Origin of the sequence: Mesorhizobium atlanticum (genome assembly GCF_003289965.1) — a bacterium.
GTDB classification, from domain to species: Bacteria; Pseudomonadota; Alphaproteobacteria; order Rhizobiales; family Rhizobiaceae; genus Mesorhizobium; species Mesorhizobium atlanticum.
Genome location: NZ_QMBQ01000004.1, coordinates 377,940 through 397,887, shown reverse-complemented (window position 1 = coordinate 397,887; position 19,948 = coordinate 377,940). Strand labels below are relative to the sequence as shown.

17 protein-coding genes are annotated in these 19,948 nt (G+C 65.0%); 10 read left to right on the top strand and 7 right to left on the bottom strand.

The annotated features are described in order from the left end of the window. Window positions 1-3 precede the first annotated feature (3 nt). Complete coding sequence (locus tag DPM35_RS15585; protein WP_112128154.1) at window positions 4-474, bottom strand: Lrp/AsnC family transcriptional regulator; 471 nt, start codon at window positions 472-474, stop codon at window positions 4-6. 115 nt (window positions 475-589) lie between these two features. On the opposite strand from DPM35_RS15585, the gene DPM35_RS15580 reads away from it, so the two are divergent. The 3 genes from DPM35_RS15580 to DPM35_RS15570 all read left to right on the top strand — a co-directional run bounded on the left by DPM35_RS15580 (window position 590) and on the right by DPM35_RS15570 (window position 3,144). After that, window positions 590-844 (top strand): DUF6356 family protein, encoded by a 255-nt coding sequence (locus tag DPM35_RS15580; RefSeq protein WP_112128153.1) that lies wholly within the window; start codon window positions 590-592, stop codon window positions 842-844. 16 nt (window positions 845-860) lie between these two features. Continuing rightward, window positions 861-1,661: a class II glutamine amidotransferase gene (locus DPM35_RS15575; RefSeq protein WP_112128152.1), complete on the top strand. Its 801-nt coding sequence runs from the start codon at window positions 861-863 to the stop codon at window positions 1,659-1,661. A gap of 109 nt (window positions 1,662-1,770) precedes the next feature. After that, the gene (locus tag DPM35_RS15570; RefSeq protein ID WP_112128151.1) at window positions 1,771-3,144 is read left to right on the top strand and encodes an amidase; all 1,374 of its coding nucleotides are present in this window, start codon (window positions 1,771-1,773) and stop codon (window positions 3,142-3,144) included. Here the strand turns inward: DPM35_RS15570 and DPM35_RS15565 are convergent. Beyond that, entirely contained in the window at window positions 3,138-4,205 is a 1,068-nt protein-coding gene (locus DPM35_RS15565) for an NAD(P)/FAD-dependent oxidoreductase (protein ID WP_245431549.1), read from the bottom strand. The genes DPM35_RS15570 and DPM35_RS15565 overlap by 7 nt on opposite strands. A gap of 112 nt (window positions 4,206-4,317) precedes the next feature. Between DPM35_RS15565 and DPM35_RS15560 the strand changes: the two genes are divergently transcribed. The 3 genes from DPM35_RS15560 (at window position 4,318) to DPM35_RS15550 (ending at window position 7,511) form a co-directional block, all read left to right on the top strand. Next, window positions 4,318-4,911, top strand: coding sequence for a TetR/AcrR family transcriptional regulator (locus tag DPM35_RS15560; RefSeq protein WP_112128149.1), 594 nt, complete (start codon window positions 4,318-4,320; stop codon window positions 4,909-4,911). After that, complete coding sequence (locus tag DPM35_RS15555) at window positions 4,911-5,831, top strand: haloalkane dehalogenase (protein WP_112128148.1); 921 nt, start codon at window positions 4,911-4,913, stop codon at window positions 5,829-5,831. Before DPM35_RS15560 ends, DPM35_RS15555 begins: the two co-directional genes overlap by 1 nt. 87 nt (window positions 5,832-5,918) lie before the next feature. Continuing rightward, window positions 5,919-7,511 carry a peptide chain release factor 3 gene (locus tag DPM35_RS15550; RefSeq protein WP_112128147.1) on the top strand — a complete coding sequence of 531 codons (1,593 nt, stop codon included), beginning with the start codon at window positions 5,919-5,921 and terminating at the stop codon, window positions 7,509-7,511. Window positions 7,512-7,595: 84 nt separating this feature from the next. Here DPM35_RS15550 and DPM35_RS15545 read toward each other — a convergent pair whose 3' ends face one another. Next, window positions 7,596-8,066, bottom strand: coding sequence for a VOC family protein (locus DPM35_RS15545; protein ID WP_112128146.1), 471 nt, complete (start codon window positions 8,064-8,066; stop codon window positions 7,596-7,598). A 247-nt stretch (window positions 8,067-8,313) separates the two neighbouring features. On the opposite strand from DPM35_RS15545, the gene ilvD reads away from it, so the two are divergent. After that, window positions 8,314-10,158 carry a dihydroxy-acid dehydratase gene (ilvD, locus tag DPM35_RS15540; RefSeq protein WP_112128495.1) on the top strand — a complete coding sequence of 615 codons (1,845 nt, stop codon included), beginning with the start codon at window positions 8,314-8,316 and terminating at the stop codon, window positions 10,156-10,158. A 122-nt stretch (window positions 10,159-10,280) separates the two neighbouring features. Here the strand turns inward: ilvD and DPM35_RS15535 are convergent, their stop codons facing one another. Further along, a complete protein-coding gene (locus tag DPM35_RS15535; protein ID WP_112128145.1) occupies window positions 10,281-12,035 on the bottom strand; it encodes an ABC transporter ATP-binding protein in 1,755 nt (584 codons plus the stop codon). A gap of 176 nt (window positions 12,036-12,211) precedes the next feature. Between DPM35_RS15535 and DPM35_RS15530 the strand changes: the two genes are divergently transcribed. Both DPM35_RS15530 and DPM35_RS15525 read left to right on the top strand, forming a co-directional pair. Further along, on the top strand, window positions 12,212-13,492 hold the full coding sequence (locus DPM35_RS15530; protein WP_112128144.1) for an amidohydrolase family protein: 1,281 nt from the start codon (window positions 12,212-12,214) through the stop codon (window positions 13,490-13,492). 391 nt (window positions 13,493-13,883) lie between these two features. Further along, the gene (locus tag DPM35_RS15525; protein ID WP_112128143.1) at window positions 13,884-14,804 is read left to right on the top strand and encodes a DMT family transporter; all 921 of its coding nucleotides are present in this window, start codon (window positions 13,884-13,886) and stop codon (window positions 14,802-14,804) included. On the opposite strand, the gene DPM35_RS15520 is transcribed toward DPM35_RS15525, so the two are convergent. After that, window positions 14,801-15,700, bottom strand: a complete 900-nt coding sequence (locus tag DPM35_RS15520; RefSeq protein ID WP_112128142.1) for a phosphotransferase family protein — start codon at window positions 15,698-15,700, stop codon at window positions 14,801-14,803. The two genes, DPM35_RS15525 and DPM35_RS15520, sit on opposite strands and share 4 nt — an antisense overlap. 101 nt (window positions 15,701-15,801) lie before the next feature. Between DPM35_RS15520 and DPM35_RS15515 the strand changes: the two genes are divergently transcribed. Then, on the top strand, window positions 15,802-16,434 hold the full coding sequence (locus DPM35_RS15515) for a class I SAM-dependent DNA methyltransferase (RefSeq protein ID WP_112128141.1): 633 nt from the start codon (window positions 15,802-15,804) through the stop codon (window positions 16,432-16,434). A gap of 13 nt (window positions 16,435-16,447) precedes the next feature. Here DPM35_RS15515 and DPM35_RS15510 read toward each other — a convergent pair whose 3' ends face one another. Next, on the bottom strand, window positions 16,448-18,901 hold the full coding sequence (locus tag DPM35_RS15510; protein WP_112128140.1) for a GcvT family protein: 2,454 nt from the start codon (window positions 18,899-18,901) through the stop codon (window positions 16,448-16,450). After that, window positions 18,898-19,782 carry a phosphotransferase family protein gene (locus tag DPM35_RS15505; protein ID WP_112128139.1) on the bottom strand — a complete coding sequence of 295 codons (885 nt, stop codon included), beginning with the start codon at window positions 19,780-19,782 and terminating at the stop codon, window positions 18,898-18,900. Before DPM35_RS15505 ends, DPM35_RS15510 begins: the two co-directional genes overlap by 4 nt. Window positions 19,783-19,948 lie beyond the last annotated feature (166 nt).

Genomic DNA, 19,948 nt, shown 5'->3' with positions numbered 1-19,948 from the left:
TGCCTAGCGCAGTTCCACCGGCACCACGGTCGTCTCCTTGATCTCCTCCATGACGAAGGAAGCCGAGACGTCCGACAGCGCCACCTTGGCGATCAGCCGCTGGTAGAGCCGGTCATAGGCCTTCACGTCGGCGACGCGGGCTCTCAGCACATAGTCGAGGTCGCCCGACATTCGATAGACGCCGGTGATCTCGGCAAAGCCGGTCACCGCCGCGCGGAATTTCTGCAGCCAGTCCGGGTCGTGGTTGGAGGTGCGGATCAGGATGAAGACGGAGAGGCCGAGCCCCAGTCTGTCGGCATCGACCAGCGCCACCCGGCCGGTGATGACGCCGTCCTCCTCCAACCGCTTGACGCGTCGCCAGCAGGCATTGCGCGAAAGCGCTACCCGCTCCGAAAGCTGGTCGACCGAAAGCGTTCCGTCGCGCTGCAACTCGGCCAGCAATCTTCGATCAATCTCATCAATATCGGCAGCCATATTGGGATGATTGTCCCATCAAACAGCCAAAAGCAAGGACAATTTGGGACCGATGAACCAAAGCCGTGTGGCAAGATACTCACCATCGGGGCTTATCCCGGCAGGAGGGATCACCATGACGACACGGCTTACGGCACTGTTCACCGCTCACCCGGAGAAGGTCGGCGAGACCTATTTCGGCCACATGGCCTTTGCCGCCTGGTTCTGCTCGCGTCTGTCGATGGCGGCGGGCGCCGCGCTCGTTCACGCTTTCTTGCCGTTTCTGTTCGAAACTACGGCCAGCCGAATCGTTCGCGAGCTCTATGAGCGCACGCACAACCGAGGCTCGCACGCGGTCAAGGAGCCGGCGGCTCTGATGGATCGCGCCTGATAGATGGTGGAAAGCGATGTGCCGGTGGGCGGCCTATCTCGGTGAAGCGGTCTTCCTCGAAGACATCATCACCGCGCCCTGCCATTCGCTGATCGCCCAGAGCCACTGCGCCCAGGAAGCCAAGTCGCCGACCAATGGCGACGGTTTTGGTCTCGCCTGGTATGGCGACCGGCCGGAGCCCGGCCTTTACCGAGACATCCTGCCGGCCTGGTCGGATCCCAACCTGAAAAGCCTCTGCCGGCAGATCAAATCGGGCCTGTTCCTCGCTCACGTCCGTGCCTCGACAGGCGGCGCCACCAGCCGCATGAACTGCCACCCCTTCGTCTCCGGCCGCTGGTCGTTCATGCATAACGGCCAGATCGGCGGCTTCGAAAAGATCCGTCGCGCGCTGGAGAATTCGCTCTCCGACGAGGTCTTCGACCAACGCGAGGGCACGACCGATTCCGAACTCTTCTTTCTCCTGATGATCGATCAGGGGCTGGCGACGGACCCGCAAGGCGCGGTGTCGCGGGCAACCGGCCGCGTCGTCGAAGCCTCGCACCGCGCCGGCATCGAGCCGGCTCTGAAACTGACGGCCGCGTTTTCCGATGGCGAGGCGCTGTACGCCGTGCGCTATGCCACCGACGACCATGCGCCGACGCTCTATACCGGCGCCTTCGCCAGGCGCGCCGGCCATTGCGTCGTCTCCGAACCCTTCGACCGCGATGGCGGTGACTGGCAGGCGATCCCGCCATCGAGCTTCGTCACCATGACGAGGGGCGGCACCAGCATCCGGCCGTTCGCGCCGGCGGCCGCTCGGCTTGCGCTCGCAGGCTGAACCGCAATTTCGATCAAGCATCACCGACTTCCCAGTGATCAACTCGGCTTGAAGCCGTCGCGCGATCCTCCATCTTCGTACGCGAGCGGCGGCAGCCGGAGCACTCGTCATGGACCTCGCCTTCTCTTCGATCGCGGAAATCGCTGCCGCGATCGCGGCGCGCAAAATATCGGCTATCGAGGCGCTCGACGCGCATCTGACGCGGATCGACCGGCACAATGAGGCACTGAACGCCGTCATCATACTCGACCGGGAGGTAGCGCGTGAACGTGCCCGGCAAGCCGATGCAGCGCAGGCACGCGGCGACGTGCCTGGATCGCTGCATGGTGTGCCCTTCACGCTGAAGGATACGCATGAGACGGCGGGCATGAGGACGACCGCTGGTTTTCCCCCTTTCGCCGACTATGTCGCCAATCAGGACAGTCCGGTGGTCGCAAGGCTAAAAGCAGCCGGCGGCATTCTGATCGGCAAGACGAATGTCGCCACCATGCTGGGCGACTGGCAATCGGACAACCCGCTGTTCGGGCGCACAGGCAATCCGTGGGATCTGTCGCGCACCGCGGGCGGCTCCAGCGGCGGCGCGGCGGCAGCCGTCGCGTCGGGCATGACGCCGTTCGAGGTCGGCACCGACATGCAGGATTCGATCCGCTTGCCTGCCGCCTTTTGCGGCGTCTATGGCCTGAAGCCAACCGAACATCGTGTGTCGCTGGCCGGCGCCTTCCCCGATCCGGGCGGCATTGCGCGCAGCGTCCGGCTGATGTCATGTGTTGGCCCGCTTGCCCGCGACATCGAGGATCTGGCGCTGATCCATAGGATCATTGCCGGGCCGGACAGGGCGGACACCGATCTGCCGCCCGTGCCGGTTGGGCCGACGCCGGAACTCGAACTCAAGTCGTTGCGCATCGCCTTTGCCGGGTCTTTCCCGGGCTTCCCGGTCGCCGCCGAGATCGGTGCCGCCGTCGAAAGCCTGGCCGCGCGGCTCGCCTCAGCCGGAGCGATCGTGGAGGAGGCAAAATTGCCGAAGCTTGATCTGCATGACGACCTCGCCGAGGGCGGCAAGCTGATCGGCATGATGTTCGAGGCCGCGCAGCCGGAACCGCCGGAGCGGCCGACGCCGGTGTCGCGCTGGTTCGCGGCGCTGGCTCGCCGCGATCGCTCGATCCTCGCCTGGGAGCGCTTCTTCGAGACCTGCGATGCCTTGCTCTGTCCCGTCGCCATGGCGACGGCCTTCCCGCATTGCAAGCCCGGCAGTCCGCTTGCGGTCAACGGCAAGGACGAAAGCTATTGGATGCTACCGGCCCATGGCGCGGTCTTTAACTACTCCGGCCATCCGGCGCTGGCATTCCCTTGCGGACACGACGGCAGCGGCTTGCCCATTGGCTTGCAGCTCGTCGGCCGGCATTGGTCGGAAACGCGGCTGCTCGGCATCGCACGGGCGATCGCGCCGTTCACAGGCGGGTTTCGCCAGCCTCCTGGCTACTGATGGAAACGCGAGAGAGCGTAAGGCGCGAGCAACGCGTCGCGCTCGCCTCCGAGAATTTCGCGGGTGGCAAACAGTCCGACGGCCGGCGCCAGCGTGATGCCCGAATGCATGACGGCGATGTAGAGGCCGCCGATGCCGTCGGCTCGGCTGATGATCGGAAAGCCGTCGGCCGGCATTGGACGGTAGCCGACGGTGTGGAAATCGAGCTCCAGCCCGTCCGCGCCATGCAAGGCTGCCTTGGTGACCGCGAACAATTCCCGCGCGGTGGCTTCCGCGTTTTCGCCCGGATCCCCGCCGGCGAAATCCGAGCCGGCGATGATGCGGCCCTCGGCCGTCTGGCGCATATGCAGTCTCTCGGCATGCACCAAACCGTTGAGCAGCTTGTTGTAGGGGCGCGAATGCACGATGAGGCCCGGCGGCGTGTCGAGCGGCAGCTTGATGTCGGCTGTCGCGGCTATGGCCGGCGCGCCCGTGCCCGCCGCAACGGCCACCTCGTCGGCTTCGATGGTTCCGCCCGAAACGGCCACACCCGTCACCTTGCCGCCCGAGAGGGTCAGCCTGTCCACCGTGCCAATCATCACCCGTGCGCCAAGCCGTTCGGCGTCCGTCAGAAGCGCCTTGGCAGTTGCCACCGGCTCGGCGACGCCTTCCTCTGCGAGGTAGACGGCGAAATGGGGAGGCTCGACAAGGTTGGGTTCGATCTCTCCCGCCCGCTTGGCATCAACGCGCTCGATGCCATAACCCCATGACGAGTGTTCGGCCGCATAGGCTTCGAGCCTGTCCGGCGGCAGGTCGAAGCACAGGCCGCCGCACCAGGCCAGCGGCAGTTCGGGCACGTCCTTCGCCAGCCTTTTCCATTCGGCCATGGCCCGTATGCGCAGCCGGAAATAGACCTCGGGGTTGCCCCAACTCGCGTTGATCCAGGCGAAGGAATTGGGTGTGGCGACACCGCCGGCGCCGCTTTCGGAAACGACCGTCACCCGCGCTCCCGCCTTCGCCAGATGCCAGGCGATCGAAGCGCCGATGATGCCGGCGCCAATGACGGTGACGTGCTTCGCCACTCTGTTCTCCATCCTCTTCCTGGTGAGATTCTCCAACTGCCATTTGCCGAGGCTTTTGCCAACGCAAACTTTCTGCGCTTGACATCAATACGTACGTACGTATTATATCGCCATGGCTAGACAATCACTCCGCGAAAACCTTCTCCAGGCCGGCTTTCAGACCATCTGGAATTCCGGCTACTCCGCCGCCGGCGTCCGCGACATTGTTGCGGCGGCAGGAGCCCGGCCGGGCTCGTTCACCAACCATTTTGCCTCCAAGGAAGACTTTGCCGGCGAGGTGCTGGAACGCTACTTCGCCTATGTCAGCGGCCTGGTGGAGAATGCGCTGGCGCGCGACGGCACGCCGCCCCTCGGCAGGCTCCGCCGCTATCTCGACGTCATCACCTCGAAGCTCGAGGCGCACGAATGGGCGCGCGGCTGCATGATCGGCAATCTCAGCCTGGAAACGGCCGTGCACAGCGAGCCGCTTCGGCTCAGGCTGGTCGATATCTTCGAGCGCTGGCGCCGGCCCTTCGCGGCCTGCATCGCCGAAGGCCAGACGGCGGGCGAGATCACAAAAGCTTTCGATGCCGAGGATCTTGCCGATTTCCTCCTGTCGTCCTGGCAGGGCGCCATGCTGCGCATGAAGGTCGAGCGCAGCCCGGAGCCGCTCGAACGGTTCAAGAAGATCATCTTCAGCACTGTGTTTGGGAAGGAGACAGCGTGATGAGTTCGACGACCCGTGGACAAGAGGCCGCCCTGCGGCGTTTGCAAGTGGATGTGCTGGACTCCAGCATGTCGTATCTGGAGGCCGGCACATCCGGCCCGACCGTGCTGTTCCTGCACGGCAATCCGACCTCCTCCTACATCTGGCGCAACATCATTCCGCATGTCGCGCCGTTCGGCCGCTGCATTGCGCCCGACCTGATCGGCTATGGGCAGTCGGGCAAGCCGGACATCGACTATCGCTTCTTCGATCAGGTCCGCTATCTCGACGCCTTCATCGATGCGGTCGACATCAACGAGCTGGTGATCGTGGCGCAGGATTGGGGCACGGCCCTGGCCTTCCATTTCGCCGCGCGGCGGCCGCGGCGTGTTCTCGGCCTCGCCTTCATGGAATTCATCCGGCCCTTCGAGCGCTGGGAGGATTTCCACCAGCGTCCGCAGGCGCGCGAACTGTTCAAGGCGCTGCGCACGCCGGGCGCCGGCGAAAAACTGGTGCTGGAGGAGAACGTCTTCGTCGAAAAGATCCTGCCTGCTTCCATCTTGCGCAAGATGAGCGAGGAGGAGATGGACGCTTACCGGGCGCCCTTCCCGACGCCGCAGTCGCGCAAGCCGGCGCTGCGCCTGCCGCGGGAACTGCCGATCGAGAACCAGCCGGCCGATGTCGCCGCGATCAGCGCGCACGATCACCGCGCGCTGCGGCTCTCCTCCTATCCGAAGCTGCTGTTCGCCGGCGATCCAGGCGCGCTGATTTCAGCACAGGCGGCCAAGGAATTCGCGGCCGGTCTGAAGAACTGCCGCTTCATCGATCTGGGGCCTGGCGCCCATTACCTGCAGGAAGACCATCCCGACACGATCGGTAAAGCCATTGCCGAGTGGCTGCCGGAGATCGCCCGGGCGGAAAGTACGGCCGAACTGGCTTGAGCCGGAGCAGCGGGCAAGGCCCCATGTCGACAGGCCGGCGCTGCGCTGGTAGAAGCGCCGCCTGTCACACGGAACGCCTTAAAAGAAATGCCCGAAACGATACCTGAAGAGGTTGCGCGCCGCCGCACCTTCGCGATCATCGCCCACCCCGACGCCGGCAAGACCACGCTCACCGAAAAGCTGCTTTTGTTCGGTGGCGCCATTCAGCTTGCCGGCGAGGTCAAGGCCAAGAAGGACCGCATCCAGACTCGGTCCGACTGGATGAAGATCGAACGCGAGCGCGGCATCTCGGTCGTCACCTCGGTGATGACCTTCGAATATGACGACAACGTCTTCAACCTGCTCGACACGCCCGGCCACGAGGATTTCGCCGACGACACCTATCGCACGCTGTCGGCGGTGGATTCGGCCGTCATGGTCATCGACGCCGCCAAGGGCATCGAGCCGCGCACGCTGAAGCTGTTCGAGGTCTGCCGGCTGCGCGACATCCCGATCATCACCTTCGTCAATAAGATGGACCGCGAGAGCCGCGATCCGTTCGAGATCCTCGACGAGATCGAGCAGAAGCTGGCGCTGGACACCGCTCCCGTCACCTGGCCGATCGGCCGCGGCAAGACCTTCTCGGGCACCTACCACCTGGCGCAGAACGCGGTGCGCCGCAGCGACGACGAGAAGGAGCGCACGCCCGTCAACGGTCCGGATTCCAACCGCGTCGCCGGGCTTTTGCCGGAGAACGAGCGCAACGACTTCATCGAGGAACTGGAGCTCGCGCGCGAGGCCTGCCGTCCGCTCGATGTTGACGCCTTCCGCGAGGGCCATCTGACGCCCGTCTACTTTGGCTCGGCGCTGCGCAACTACGGCGTTCGCGACCTGATTGAGGCGCTCGGCGCCTATGGCCCGCCGCCGCGCGCCCAGGAAGCCGACGAACGTCTGGTCGAGGCGACGGAGGAGAAGATGACCTCCTTCGTCTTCAAGATCCAGGCCAATATGGACCCCAACCATCGCGACCGCATCGCTTTCGTCCGCGTCTGCTCGGGCAAGCTGGAGCGCGGCATGAAGGCCAAGCTGGTGCGCACCGGCAAGCCGATGAGCCTGTCGGCACCGCAATTCTTCTTCGCCCGCACCCGCGTCACCGCCGACGAGGCCTTTGCCGGCGACGTCGTCGGCATCCCCAACCACGGCACGTTGCGCATCGGCGATACGCTGACCGAGGGCGAGGAGATTCTGTTCCGGGGCGTGCCGAACTTCGCGCCCGAAATCCTGCGTCGCGTGCGCCTCGGCGACGCCATGAAGGCCAAGAAGTTGAAGGAAGCTCTGCACCAGATGGCCGAGGAGGGCGTGGTGCAGCTCTTCTCGCCCGAAGACGGCTCGCCGGCCATCGTCGGCGTCGTCGGTGCCCTGCAGCTCGACGTGCTGAAGGAGCGGCTCAATATCGAATACACGCTGCCGGTGGATTTCGAGATGTCGCGCTTCTCCGTCTGCCGCTGGATTTCGGCCGACGACAAGGCGGAGGTGCAGCGTTTCATCGAATCGCATCGCGGCGACATTGCCCGCGACCTCGACAACGATCCGGTCTTCCTTGCCCAGCACGCCTTCTCGCTGAACTACGAGGCCGAGCGCTGGAAAGCAATCCGCTTCACCGCGGTCAAGGACTACCAGGTCCGCGACAAGGCGGCGTGAAGCGCGGCTTTCCTTCTCCCCGTTTCACGGGGAGAAGGTGCCCGAAGGGCGGATGAGGGGCGGCGCCGGCGTTGAAGGCTTCACTCAACCTCGGGCCGCCGCTTCCAACTTGTCGATCTCGATCTTGCCCATCTTCATCATGGCGTCCATGACACGTCCGGCCTTGGCCCGGTCGGGATCTTGAAGCAACCGCGGCAGCTGCTCCGGCACCACCTGCCAGGAAACGCCGAACTTGTCCTTCAGCCACCCGCAAGGCCCCGGCTCGCCGCCGCCTTCGGTAAGCCTGGTCCAGAAATGATCGACCTCAGCTTGCGTCTTGCAGTCGATCGACAGCGAGATCGCTTCGGTGAACTTGTACTGCGGTCCGCCGTTGAGGGCTTGGAACTGCACCCCGTCGAGCTCGAACGAAGCCACTAGCACTTGATCTTCCTGGGGATGGCCCTTGGGCCAGCGCGTGACGCTCAGCACCTTCGAATTCTTGAAGATGGAGATGTAGTGATTCATGGCCTCCTCGGCCTGGTTGTCGAACCACAGGAAGGTGGTGATCTTCTGCATGTCGTGCTCCTCGGTTGCTTCCTGGTTACATTGGAACGGCTGACCCCGAGAATGGTGCCATCTCTTGCCGTCTGCCCAAGGACGGCCTGCATGCACCCGATCCGACAGTGGCAATCGAATTTCGTGCAGAATCTGGCGCAGTGCAAAATGGTGGTCATGCCGGATCATGGCCGCTATAACCGCTGCCGACCAAAATTTGAGCGCCGCCCGCCGCGCATCGGCGCGGCCAGCCAGCAAGGACAATTCAATGCCCGCCTATCGTTCCCGCACCACCACCCATGGCCGCAACATGGCCGGCGCCCGCGGCCTGTGGCGCGCCACCGGCATGAAGGACAGCGATTTCGGCAAGCCGATCATCGCCGTGGTCAACTCCTTCACCCAGTTCGTGCCGGGCCATGTCCATCTTAAGGACCTCGGCCAGCTCGTCGCGCGCGAGATCGAGAAGGCCGGCGGTGTCGCCAAGGAGTTCAACACCATCGCCGTCGATGACGGTATCGCCATGGGCCACGACGGCATGCTCTATTCGCTGCCGTCGCGCGAGCTGATCGCCGATTCCGTCGAATACATGGTCAACGCGCATTGCGCCGACGCCATGGTCTGCATCTCCAACTGCGACAAGATCACCCCCGGCATGCTGATGGCCTCGCTTCGCCTCAACATCCCGACCGTCTTCGTCTCCGGCGGCCCGATGGAAGCCGGCAAGGTGGTGCTGGCCGGCAAGGCGCAGGCGCTCGACCTGGTCGACGCCATGGTCGCGGCCGCCGACGACAAGATTTCCGATGAGGACGTCAAGGTCATCGAGCGCTCGGCCTGCCCGACCTGCGGCTCCTGCTCAGGCATGTTCACCGCCAATTCGATGAACTGCCTGACCGAGGCGCTCGGCCTCTCGCTGCCGGGCAACGGCTCGACCTTGGCCACCCATGCCGACCGCAAGCGCCTGTTCGTCGAGGCCGGGCATCTCGCCGTCGATCTCGCCCAGCGCTATTACGAGCAGGACGACGAAACAGCGCTGCCGCGCAGCATCGCCTCCAAGGGCGCCTTCGAGAACGCCATGGCGCTCGACATCGCCATGGGCGGCTCGACCAACACGGTACTGCACATCCTCGCCGCCGCGCATGAGGGCGAGGTCGACTTCACCATGGAAGACATCGACCGGCTGTCGCGCAAGGTGCCGGTGCTCTGCAAGGTGGCGCCGGCCAAGTCCGACGTCCACATGGAGGACGTCCATCGCGCCGGCGGCATCATGGCCATCCTCGGCCAACTCGACCAGGCCGGCCTGATCAACCGCGACCTGCCGACCGTGCACACGGCAACGCTTGGCGAAGCGCTCGACCATTGGGACATCGCCCGCAGCTCGGCCGAGAATGTCCGCGACTTCTTCCGCGCCGCGCCTGGCGGCGTGCCGACGCAGGTCGCCTTCAGCCAGGACCGCCGCTGGGACGAGCTCGACCTCGACCGCGAAAAGGGCGTGATCCGCTCGGCCAAGACGCCGTTCTCTAAGGATGGCGGCCTTGCCGTGCTCAAGGGCAATCTGGCGCTCGACGGCTGTATCGTGAAGACCGCCGGCGTCGACGAGTCGATCCTGAAATTCACCGGCCCGGCCCGCGTCTTCGAAAGCCAGGACGCTTCCGTCAAGGCCATCCTCGGCAACGAGATCAAGGCCGGCGACATCGTCGTCATCCGCTATGAAGGGCCGCGCGGCGGCCCTGGCATGCAGGAGATGCTCTACCCGACCAGCTACCTGAAGTCGAAGGGCCTCGGCAAAGCCTGCGCGTTGATCACCGACGGCCGCTTCTCGGGCGGCACGTCCGGCCTGTCGATCGGCCATGTCTCGCCGGAAGCCGCCGAGGGCGGCGCGATCGGCCTGGTCCAGGAAGGCGACACGATCGAGATCGACATCCCCAACCGCACCATCCGGCTTGCCATCAGCGACGCCGAGCTCGACGCGCGCCGCGCGGCGATGAACGCCAAGGGCCCGGATGCCTGGAAGCCGGCCGAGAAGCGCAAGCGGAAAGTGACGACGGCGCTGCGCGCCTACGCCGCCTTCGCCACCAGCGCCGACAAGGGCGCTGTGCGGAAAGTGCCGGAGTAGGGCAAGCTGCGACTCCTACCTCCCCCTTGTGGGGAGGTCGGACCGAAGGCCCGGGTGGGGGCGGCGCCGCCCCCTCCCCGCTGCTTTGCAGCGACCCTCCCCACAAGGGGGAGGGTAAAGGCCTACGGCATCAGCTGATATTCATAAAGCTTCTGGTAGAGCCCGCCCTGCTTGAGCAGGGTCTTGTGCGGGCCGCTCTCCTGCACCTTGCCGTTTTCCAAAACCACGATCGTGTCGGCCTGGTGCACGGTGGACAGCCGGTGCGCGATGACGATCGTCGTGCGTCCGACCGTCAGTTGCTGCAGCGCGTCGCGGAACAGCGCTTCCGATTCGGCGTCGAGCGCGCTGGTCGCTTCGTCGAGCAGCAGGATCTCGGCATTGCGCAGCATGGCGCGCGCGATCGAGATGCGCTGGCGCTGGCCGCCGGACAAAAGCGAGCCGTTCTCGCCGACCTCCGTCTCATAGCCCTTGGCCATGGCGCAGATGAAGTCATGCGCATTGGCGGCCTTGGCGGCGGCGATCACCTCTTCATCGGTCGCGTCCTCGCGGCCAAGGCGGATATTGTGCATGATCGTGCCGGCAAACAGGAACGTGTCCTGGCTGACATAGGCGATCTTCTTCCTGAGCGAATCGAGCGTCGCGAACGAGATGTCCTGGCCGTCGAACATCACGCTGCCGGTCTGCGGGTCGTACATGCGCATGATCAGGTTGAGGATCGTCGACTTGCCGCTGCCGGACGGCCCGACCAGCGCCGTCATCTTGCCGGCCTCGAGCGTCAGGTTGAAGTCCTCGAACACCGGCGGGCTTTCCGGATAGGCGAAGCTGACATTGTCGAAGCGGATTTCGCCCGGCCCCGCCCGCAGCGGCCTCGCGCCAGGTTTTTCCGCGAGCGTCAGCGGCCGGTCGGCGAGCTGGAACATCATGCGCACGCCGACGATGCCGGTCTCGAGCGAGATGCGAACGCGGGCCAGGCGCTTAGCCGGCTCATAGGCGAGCAGCAGCGATGCGATGAAGGCCATGATATTGCCCGGCATCTGCCCGCCCTGCAACACCAGGAACCCGCTGATAAAGACCGCGCCGGCGATTGCCAGGCCGGCAATGGTTTCCATCACCGGGCTGGTGGCCGCCTCCAGCGTGGCGATGTTATTGGCGCGGTTCTCAACGTCGGAGACGGCCTGGTACATGCGTTTGCGCATCGCGCCTTCAAGGTTGAAGGATTTGACGACGCGTACGCCGATCGCCGTTTCCTGCATGACGTGGACGATCTGACCAAGCGAGCGGAACTCCATGGCGGCGATGTTGCGGACGCGCTTCAGGATGCGGTTGACGCCGTAGATCGCCACCGGCCCGACGACGAAGCAGATCAGCGACAGCGCCGGCTGTTGCCAGATCATGACCCCGACCAGCACGATCAACGTCACCAGGTCGCGCACATAGGAGGTGACGACGAGGTCGAGCACGCTGCGCGCGGCCTGCGCGTTGTTGGTCATGCGGGCGATCAGCTCGGATGACGAGGTCGAATGATAGAACTCGATGCCTTGCTCAAGGATGCGATCGTAGATCTTGCGCTGCCGGTCGGCGATGATGGCGTTGCCGACCCGGCTCATGAAATAGGCCTGGACGAAGCTGGCGAAGCCCTTGAGCAGGAAGATCGCCGCGACCCCGGCCGCGATCAGGTTGACGCGGTCGAGCCTCTTGTAGATGACGAATTCGTTGGTGATCTCACGCAGGATCCAGGCGCTGGCGCCAGTCATGGCGGCCACCACCAGCATCGACACGATGGCGGCCGCATAGCCGAATTTGTGCTCTTGAAAGGATTCCCTCACGAGCCTCGCGACGAGGCGCTGGTTCTCCGTCGAGCGGAAGAAGCGAAACAACGGCCGATCCTGTGTCTGACTTGCAAAGAATTTCGGATTCGCCACGAGGGCGCGAGGCGGCTTATAGAGCGAGTTGCGGCGCGATGGAACCTTTCGGCTGCCGGGGAGAGAAAAGGCGGCGTGAGGCTGTCTTTTCGGCCACGATGATCGCCAGGTCTTGAGAGGGGTGACGACAGATGGATTTCGACCTCATCGTGCGCGGCGGCACGCTGCCGGACGGCAGGATTGCCGATATCGGCATTGCCGGCGAAACCATCCGCGCGATCGAGCAGAAATTGCCGGGCTCTGCGCCGACCGAGATCGACGCGCGCGGCAATCTGGTCTCGCCGCCCTTCGTCGATCCACATTTCCATATGGATGCGACGCTCTCCTACGGCATTCCGCGCATCAACGCGTCCGGCACGCTGCTCGAGGGCATCGCGCTCTGGGGCGAGCTGAAGCCACTTCTGACGCATGAGGCCGTACGCGAGCGCGCGCTCGCCTATTGCGACTGGGCCGTGTCGATGGGCCTGCTGGCCATCCGCAGCCATGTCGATGTCTGCGACGACCGGCTGCTCGCGGTGGAAGCCTTGCTCGACGTCAAGAAAAGCGTCGCACCCTATATCGACCTGCAGCTGGTGGCCTTTCCGCAAGACGGCCTCTATCGCTCGCCGACGGCGCTCAAGAACACCATCCGCGCGCTCGATATGGGCGTCGACATCGTCGGCGGCATTCCACATTTCGAGCGCACCATGGCCGACGGCACCCGATCGGTGACGGAGCTTTGCGAGATCGCCGCCAAGCGCGGCCTGATGGTCGACATGCACTGCGACGAGACCGATGATCCGCTGTCGCGCCATATCGAGCAGCTCGCTTATGAAACGCAGCGCCTCGGCCTGCAGGGCAGGGTGGCCGGCTCCCATCTCACCTCCATGCATTCGATGGACAATTACTACGTCTCGAAGTTGCTGCCGCTGATCGCCGAGGCCGGTGTTTCGGCCATCCCCAACCCGCTGATCAACATCATGCTGCAGGGGCGCCATGACACTTTCCCGAAGCGGCGCGGCCTGACCCGAGTGAAGGAGATGCTGGCGCTCGGCATCCGCGTCGGCTGGGGCCAGGATTGCGTGCTCGACCCCTGGTATTCGCTGGGCACCGCCGACATGCTCGACGTCGCCTTCATGGGGCTGCATGTCGCGCAGATGTCGAGCCCGGCCGACATGGCGCGCTGCTTCGACATGGTCACCAATGTCAACGCCGCCATCATGGGGCTCGACCACCTTGGCCTTGCGGTCGGCAAGCGGGCGAGCCTCGTCGTGCTCGACGCCGGCAATGCGATCGAGGCCGTTCGTTTGCGCCCCGAACGTCTCTGCGTCATCGCCAGGGGCAAGGTCGTCGCCGAGCGGACCAGGCAGGAGACGCGGCTGTCGATCGCCGGCCGCCCGGCGCGGGTGAACAGGCGGCACCAGACGGCGTAGGTCACGTACCCCGGCGGATAGCGCGCGCATCCGCCAATCCAAAGTCAGCGATTTGCCTCGCCTAGGGCAAAGCATCATTAATTGTTCGCGATTGGCCGGAACGCTTCTAACTTCGTCATTCTATGGCGAAGCAAGGAGCGAAGCGACGCGCGCAGACCATAGAATCCATTCCGTTACTTATGAGCGTTGCTGCGGTGCAGAACTATCTCTGTTCTGCACCGCCTTCGTTCTTCGCGCGAGGTCTCGGCATGGATCCTCGGGTCTGCGCGTCCGCTTCGCTCCCGCGCCGCCCGTGGATGACGAAGCTTGGGCGGTTCGGCGAACCTCGATTCCTGGCGTTGGTCTTACGGATTTCCCTCGTCAAACCGGCTGCTTGCGGCTACGGAGCGGCATGGCTTCGCTCGCCCGCAATTTCACGATCAAAAACATGCTTCTGGCCGGCGTCCTTTTGATGTTGGCGGGGGACTTCATGTTCGCGCTGAACGATGCGATGGGCAAATGGCTGGTCGCCTCCTTCTCGGTCGGGCAGGTGGTGCTGATCCGCTCGATCGGCGCCTTCCTCGTGCTGGGGCCCATGATCGCCAACCAGGGCGCGGGCAAGTTGTTGCAGATGGAAAGGCCGGTGCTGCAGTTCCTGCGCGTCGTGGCGACGACGCTCGACACCGGGTTTTTCTACGCCGCCGTCGTCCATCTGCCGCTCGCCGACGTGATGAGCTTCTACATGGCCGGGCCTATCTATGTCGCTGCGCTTTCGCACCTCTTGCTCGGCGAAAAGGTCGGCTGGCGCCGCTGGCTGGCGATCCTGGTCGGCTTCTGCGGCGTGCTGATCATCCTGAAGCCGTCCTCGGCGGCTTTCTCGCTGTCGTCGACCTATGCGCTGGTCGGCAGCGTGGCCTTCGGCTTCGCCATCATCCTCGGCCGGCGTTTGCGTGGAACGAGCGACACGACGCTCGTTACCTGGCAGACCATCGGCACGCTGCTTGTCGGCGGCGCGCTCGCCATCGGCGCCTGGCGCACGCCCTCGGCGCTCGATTTCGGCGCCATGCTCCTGCTCGGCGTCGTCTCCTGCGCGGCCCATCTGATGATCACAAGGGCGCTGAAGCTGGCACCAGCCTCGACGCTGGCGCCGCTGCATTACAGCCTGCTTCTGTGGGCCATCGTCTTTGGCCTGGTTTTCTTCGGCGACGTGCCGAGCCCGCGCATCATGTTCGGCTCGGCGATCGTCGTGCTTGCCGGCATCTTCATCTTCCATCGCCAGAAGGTGGTGGAAACGGCGGTGCCGCCGGAGAATGTCCCGAAGGGCGTGAGCTAACCCGCGCGAATGGCGGTCAGGTGCTTGGAGAATTCCGCCGTCTCCATCAGCGCCTTGCAGCGGGCGAAGCGACCGTCCGCATAGGCGCGGAAATCGTCGGCCGGATTGTCGTTGGCAAGCTGGATCAGGCCCCACAGCGTCCACAAAAGGTCGCACATCGCCTTGTAGATGACGACGCGGCCGCGCTCCGCCGGCCGCGCCTCGCCGCCGAAATAAGCGCGCATCAATTCCTCGTCCTGGCCCGCATCGAACTTGCCCTCGACCGAGAGGTCGCCAAGGTCCCACAGCGGATCGTTCATGCCGGAATACTCCCAGTCGACGATCCACATCCGCTCGCCCGTATCGAGGAAGTTCTCGCAGAGCGGATCGCAATGGCAGGCGCTAAGCGGGATGGCGTGCGCGGCAAGTGCTGCGCGCACCGCGCCTGCCTCGCGCACCACGTCGTGATAGGCCGCGGGCAGCGCCACGTCCTTGGTCGACAGGACCTTGAGATAGTCGTCGATCATCGCAAACAGTTCGAAGCGGAAGGGAAACACGGCGCCGGAAGAGTGGAGTTTTCGGAAGGCCTGGCCAGCCCGCGTCGGGCTGCCCGGCCGCGCCTTGAATTTCTCCGGCGACATTGTCTCGGCGCCAGCGATGAAGCGCGTCGCCATCAGGCCGGTCGCCGGATCGGCATGGAGCACCTCCGGGCTGACGCCGGCCTTGGCCGCCTCGCGCGCCGCCACCGCCTCGTTGGCACGGTTGATATATTCCTCCGTGCCCTTGCCGGGAATGCGCAGGCACACTTCGCCGGCTCTGTAGACCATGTTGGTGAGTCCGCCGAGCCGCTCCAGCGGTCCATCATAGCCCGCCAGCGCCGGAACGGCCGCCAGCGCCGCGCGCAGCTCGTCGGTCACGTCGTGTCCCCTTCACGCCATTTGTCGCGGTTCTGACGGTTCCACAATTTTAGCGGCTTGGCTATCATCCGTTGAACGAGAGTCGGGCGGCGGGAGCAGCAATGACGGACGGCAAGCAGAACAGCGCGCTGGGCGCCGCTTACGCGGCGAAGCGGCCGGAGGAAGTCGCCGCGATCTATGACCGCTGGTCCGAGACTTACGACGCCGACATGTCGGCCGCGGGCTATCGCCATCCGACGATCTGCCTGGCGCTGCTTGCCCGGCACCTGCCGCGCGGCGACGAACCCTTGCTCGACGCCGGCGCCGGCACCGGCCTGATCGGCGAATGGCTGGCCATCACCGGTTATCCGAGGGTCGAGGCGCTCGACATCTCGCAAGGCATGCTGGACAAGGCAGGCGCCAAGGGCGTCTACACGGCGCTGCATCGCCTGGCGATGGGCGACACGCTGCCCTTCGCCGACGGCGCCTATGCCGGCATCATTTCGGCCGGCGTCTTCACCTCGGGCCACGTCGGCGTCGAGGGCCTGGACGAGCTCATCCGCATCTGCCGTCCCGGCGGCGTCATCGTGCTGACGGTGAAGAACACGCTGTGGCAGGCCGGTTTCGCGGAGCGGATCGCCGGGCTGGAAGCGCGCGGCGCGATAAGCCGCCTCGAAGAGACGCGGCCCTACGCCTCGATGCCCGGCGAAAGCGATACCGTTCCGAGCCGGGGCCTGGTGCTGCGCGTCAACTGACCCGGCCCGGCGGTCAAGCCTTTATCTTCGCGCCGGCCGGGTCGTACATCGCCTCGAGATGGATCTTTGCCGGCGCGCGTTCCATTGCCACCACCAACTCGTAATCGCCGGAGGCGAGGAGCTCGTCGCTGACGCCATCGGCATTGCGCACATAGCCGTAGCCGATGTTCTTCTCCACCGTGTAGCCATAGCCGCCGCTGGTCAGGTAGCCCACCGGCTCGCCATTGCGCAGGATCGTCTCGCGCCCGACCAGCACGATCTCCGGGTCATCCACCGTGAAGCCGGCAAAGCGTTTCGTCGGCGCCTTGCCGGCCGCCTTCTCCAGCGCCTTGCGTCCGACGAAGTCGGTCTTCTTGCGGAGCTTCACCGCCCAGCCGAGCCCCGCTTCCAACGGCGTGTCGTTCGGCGTGATGTCGGAACCCCAGGCGCGATAGCCTTTTTCGAGCCGCAGCGATTCCAGCGCCCGGTAGCCGACCGGGCGAATGCCGTGTGCCTTGCCCGCCGCCATAAGCGCATCGAACACCTCGCCTGTGGCGGCGATCGGCACATGCAGCTCCCAGCCGAGCTCGCCGACATAGGTGATGCGCAGCGCCTTCACGCCATGGCCGGCAATTGCGATCTCGCGCGCATGGCCAAAGGGGAAGTTGGCGTTCGAGACATCGGCATTGGTCACCGCCTGCAGCACGTCGCGTGCGCGCGGTCCCATCAGCGACAGCGTGCCGTACTCCTCCGTGACGTCGGTCAGCCTGGCGTCGAGACCGGAGCCGATATGGTCGCTTATCCAGGACAGGTCATGCGTGCGGAAGCCGGTACCGGTGACGATGTAGAACCGGTCCTCGCCGAGCCGCGACACGGTGAGGTCGGCCTCGATGCCGCCGCGCGTGTTGAGAAGCTGCGTGTAGGTCAGCCGTCCGACCGGCTTGTTGACGTCGTTGGCGCAGATCCAGTCGAGCGCCTTCAACGCGTCCGCGCCGGTCAGCTCGTATTTGGCGAAGGAGGACTGGTCGAAGATACCGACCTTCTCGCGCACATGACGGTGCTCGTCTCCGACCGGGCCGAACCAGTTCTGGCGGCCCATCGAATAGACGTCCTCGGCGGCTGCGCCATCCGGTGCGAACCAGTTCGGCCGCTCCCAGCCGAGCTTGGAGCCGAGCACCGCGCGATGCGCCTTCAGCCGCTCATAGAGCGGCGAGACGATGCGCGGCCGTCCGGTCAGATATTCCTCATGCGGGAAGCCGATGGTGTAATGCTTGCCATAGGCTTCCAGCGTGCGGTCGCGGACCCAGTCGCGGTCGCGATGCAGGCTTGAAAAACGCCTGATGTCGACCACCCAGAGGTCGAGCGGCGCCTCGCCGTCGACCACCCACTGCGCCAGCACCCAGCCGGCGCCGCCGCCCGACGCGATGCCGAAGGCATTGAAGCCGGCGCCGACGAACATGTTCGAGCATTCCGGCGCCACGCCGAGGATGAAGTTGCCGTCCGGCGTGAAACTCTCCGGCCCGTTGATCATCTGCTTGACGCCGACATGAGCGAGGGCCGGCACGCGCGCGATCGCCTGGCTCATATGCTGTTCGAAATGATCGTAGTCGTCGTCGAACAGCCGGAACTCCCAGTCGTTGGGCACGTCGCCGTCGGGAAGCCCGGTTGCCCAGGCCTGCGGGTTGGGCTCATAGCCGCCCATCACGAGCCCGCCGACCTCCTCCTTGAAATAGGTGCGGCGGTCGGGGTCGCGGATCGTCGGTGCGTCGTTAGCCAGCCCTTCGATCCTCTCGGTGATGATATACTGGTGCTTGACCGGCTGTAGCGGCACGTTGATGCCTGCCATCGCGCCGACCTGGCGTGCCCATTGCCCGGCGCAGTTCACCACCTTGTCGCAGGCGATGTCGCCTTTTTCGGTCTTCACCGCAGTGATGCGGCCTTCCTTCATTTCAAAGCCGGTGACGCGCACGTCCTCGAACAGTCTCGCGCCATGCAAGCGCGCGCCCTTGGCGAGCGACTGGGCGATGTCGGAGGGGCTTGCCTGCCCATCGGTCGGCAGCCAGGAGGCGCCGACCAGATCGCCGGTTTCCATCAACGGCCACATGCGCTTAACCTCGGTCGGCGATAAGAGCTGCATGTCCATGCCGAAGCTCTTGGCCGTCGTCGCCAGCCGCTTGAACTCGGTCCAGCGGTCGGCGTTCGTCGCCAGCCGCAGGCACCCCGTCATCTTCCAGCCGGTGGCCAAACCCGTCTCGGCCTCGAGCCCCTTGTAGAGCTCGACCGAATATTTGAGCACGCGCGTGATCGAGGCCGACGAGCGCAACTGCCCGACCAGCCCTGCGGCATGCCAGGTCGAGCCCGAGGTCAGCCTGCCCTGCTCCAGCAGCACCACGTCGGCCTTGTGGTCGCGCGCCAGATGATAGGCGGTGGAACAGCCGATGATGCCGCCGCCGATGACGACGATCCCGGCATGACTGGGCAAGGTCATGACTTTGGTCCGTATTTCGTCCGGTAGTTATCGAGCGCCGCATCAAGCCGCACGAGGTTCTCCTCGGTATAGGCGACGTAGTCGATGCCGGGCGCGTCGAGGTAGAGTTCGGAGACCATGCTCCACATCGCCTCGCGCAGCAGCGAGGCGCATTGCATGGCGGCGTGCGAACGGCGGATCTCGCTGTCCGGCTCCTTCATGAAATAGGCGGTCAGGAAGGCGAAGGATTCGTCATCGTTCAAGCCGGCGTTGGAGGCGGCGCCGGCAAGATCGAACATCGCCGTGTTGAAGCCGGCATATTCGAAATCGATCAGCCACAGCCGTTTGCCGTCGTCGAGGATATTGGCCGGCAAAAGATCGTTGTGGCCGAAGACGATCGGCAGCAGTTTTTGCGCCCGCTCGAGCTCGTCGGCCAGCGAAAGGTAGCGCGGCAACTGATCCTTCTTGCGGCTGCCGCCTTCGTCCAGCGTGCGTGCATAGTCGCGGATGACGTGGAACACCCAGAACATGAAGCCGGCGCCGGAGACATGGTTCGGCATCTCGCGATGGAAGGCGCGCAGCAGCGCCGCCACGCGACCGAGATTGGCGCGCACGTCCTCGCCGAGAAAGGTCTTCGCCCCCAGAAACGCCGTCACCAGAATGCCGGGCTCGGAATAGTGGACGGCCGGCGCGAATCCAGCCGCGTGCGCCGCCCGCGCCGTCATCACCTCGCGCTCGCGAAAGACATGATGGAACGGGAAGTCCTGGCCGAAGCGAACGACATGCCGCCCGGCCGCATCCGTGACGACAAAATTGGAGTTGCTGAGGCCGCCCGGCAGCGGCTCGATCTCGATGCTGCCGTTCCAGCACGGCAAGGCGCGGATTCGGTTTTCGGCGCTCACGGCTTCGCTCCGGCCTCAACCGGTCCCATGGAAAACGACGATGGGACAAAATAAGAAAGCCTCGTCGGTGCGAGACGCCAGGATCGGTATCCCGCACCGCACCGACGAGCCCCTTGGCCAGGTTTAGGATCCCGGCATCCGCCCCCGCGGATTCGATAAAAGCTCG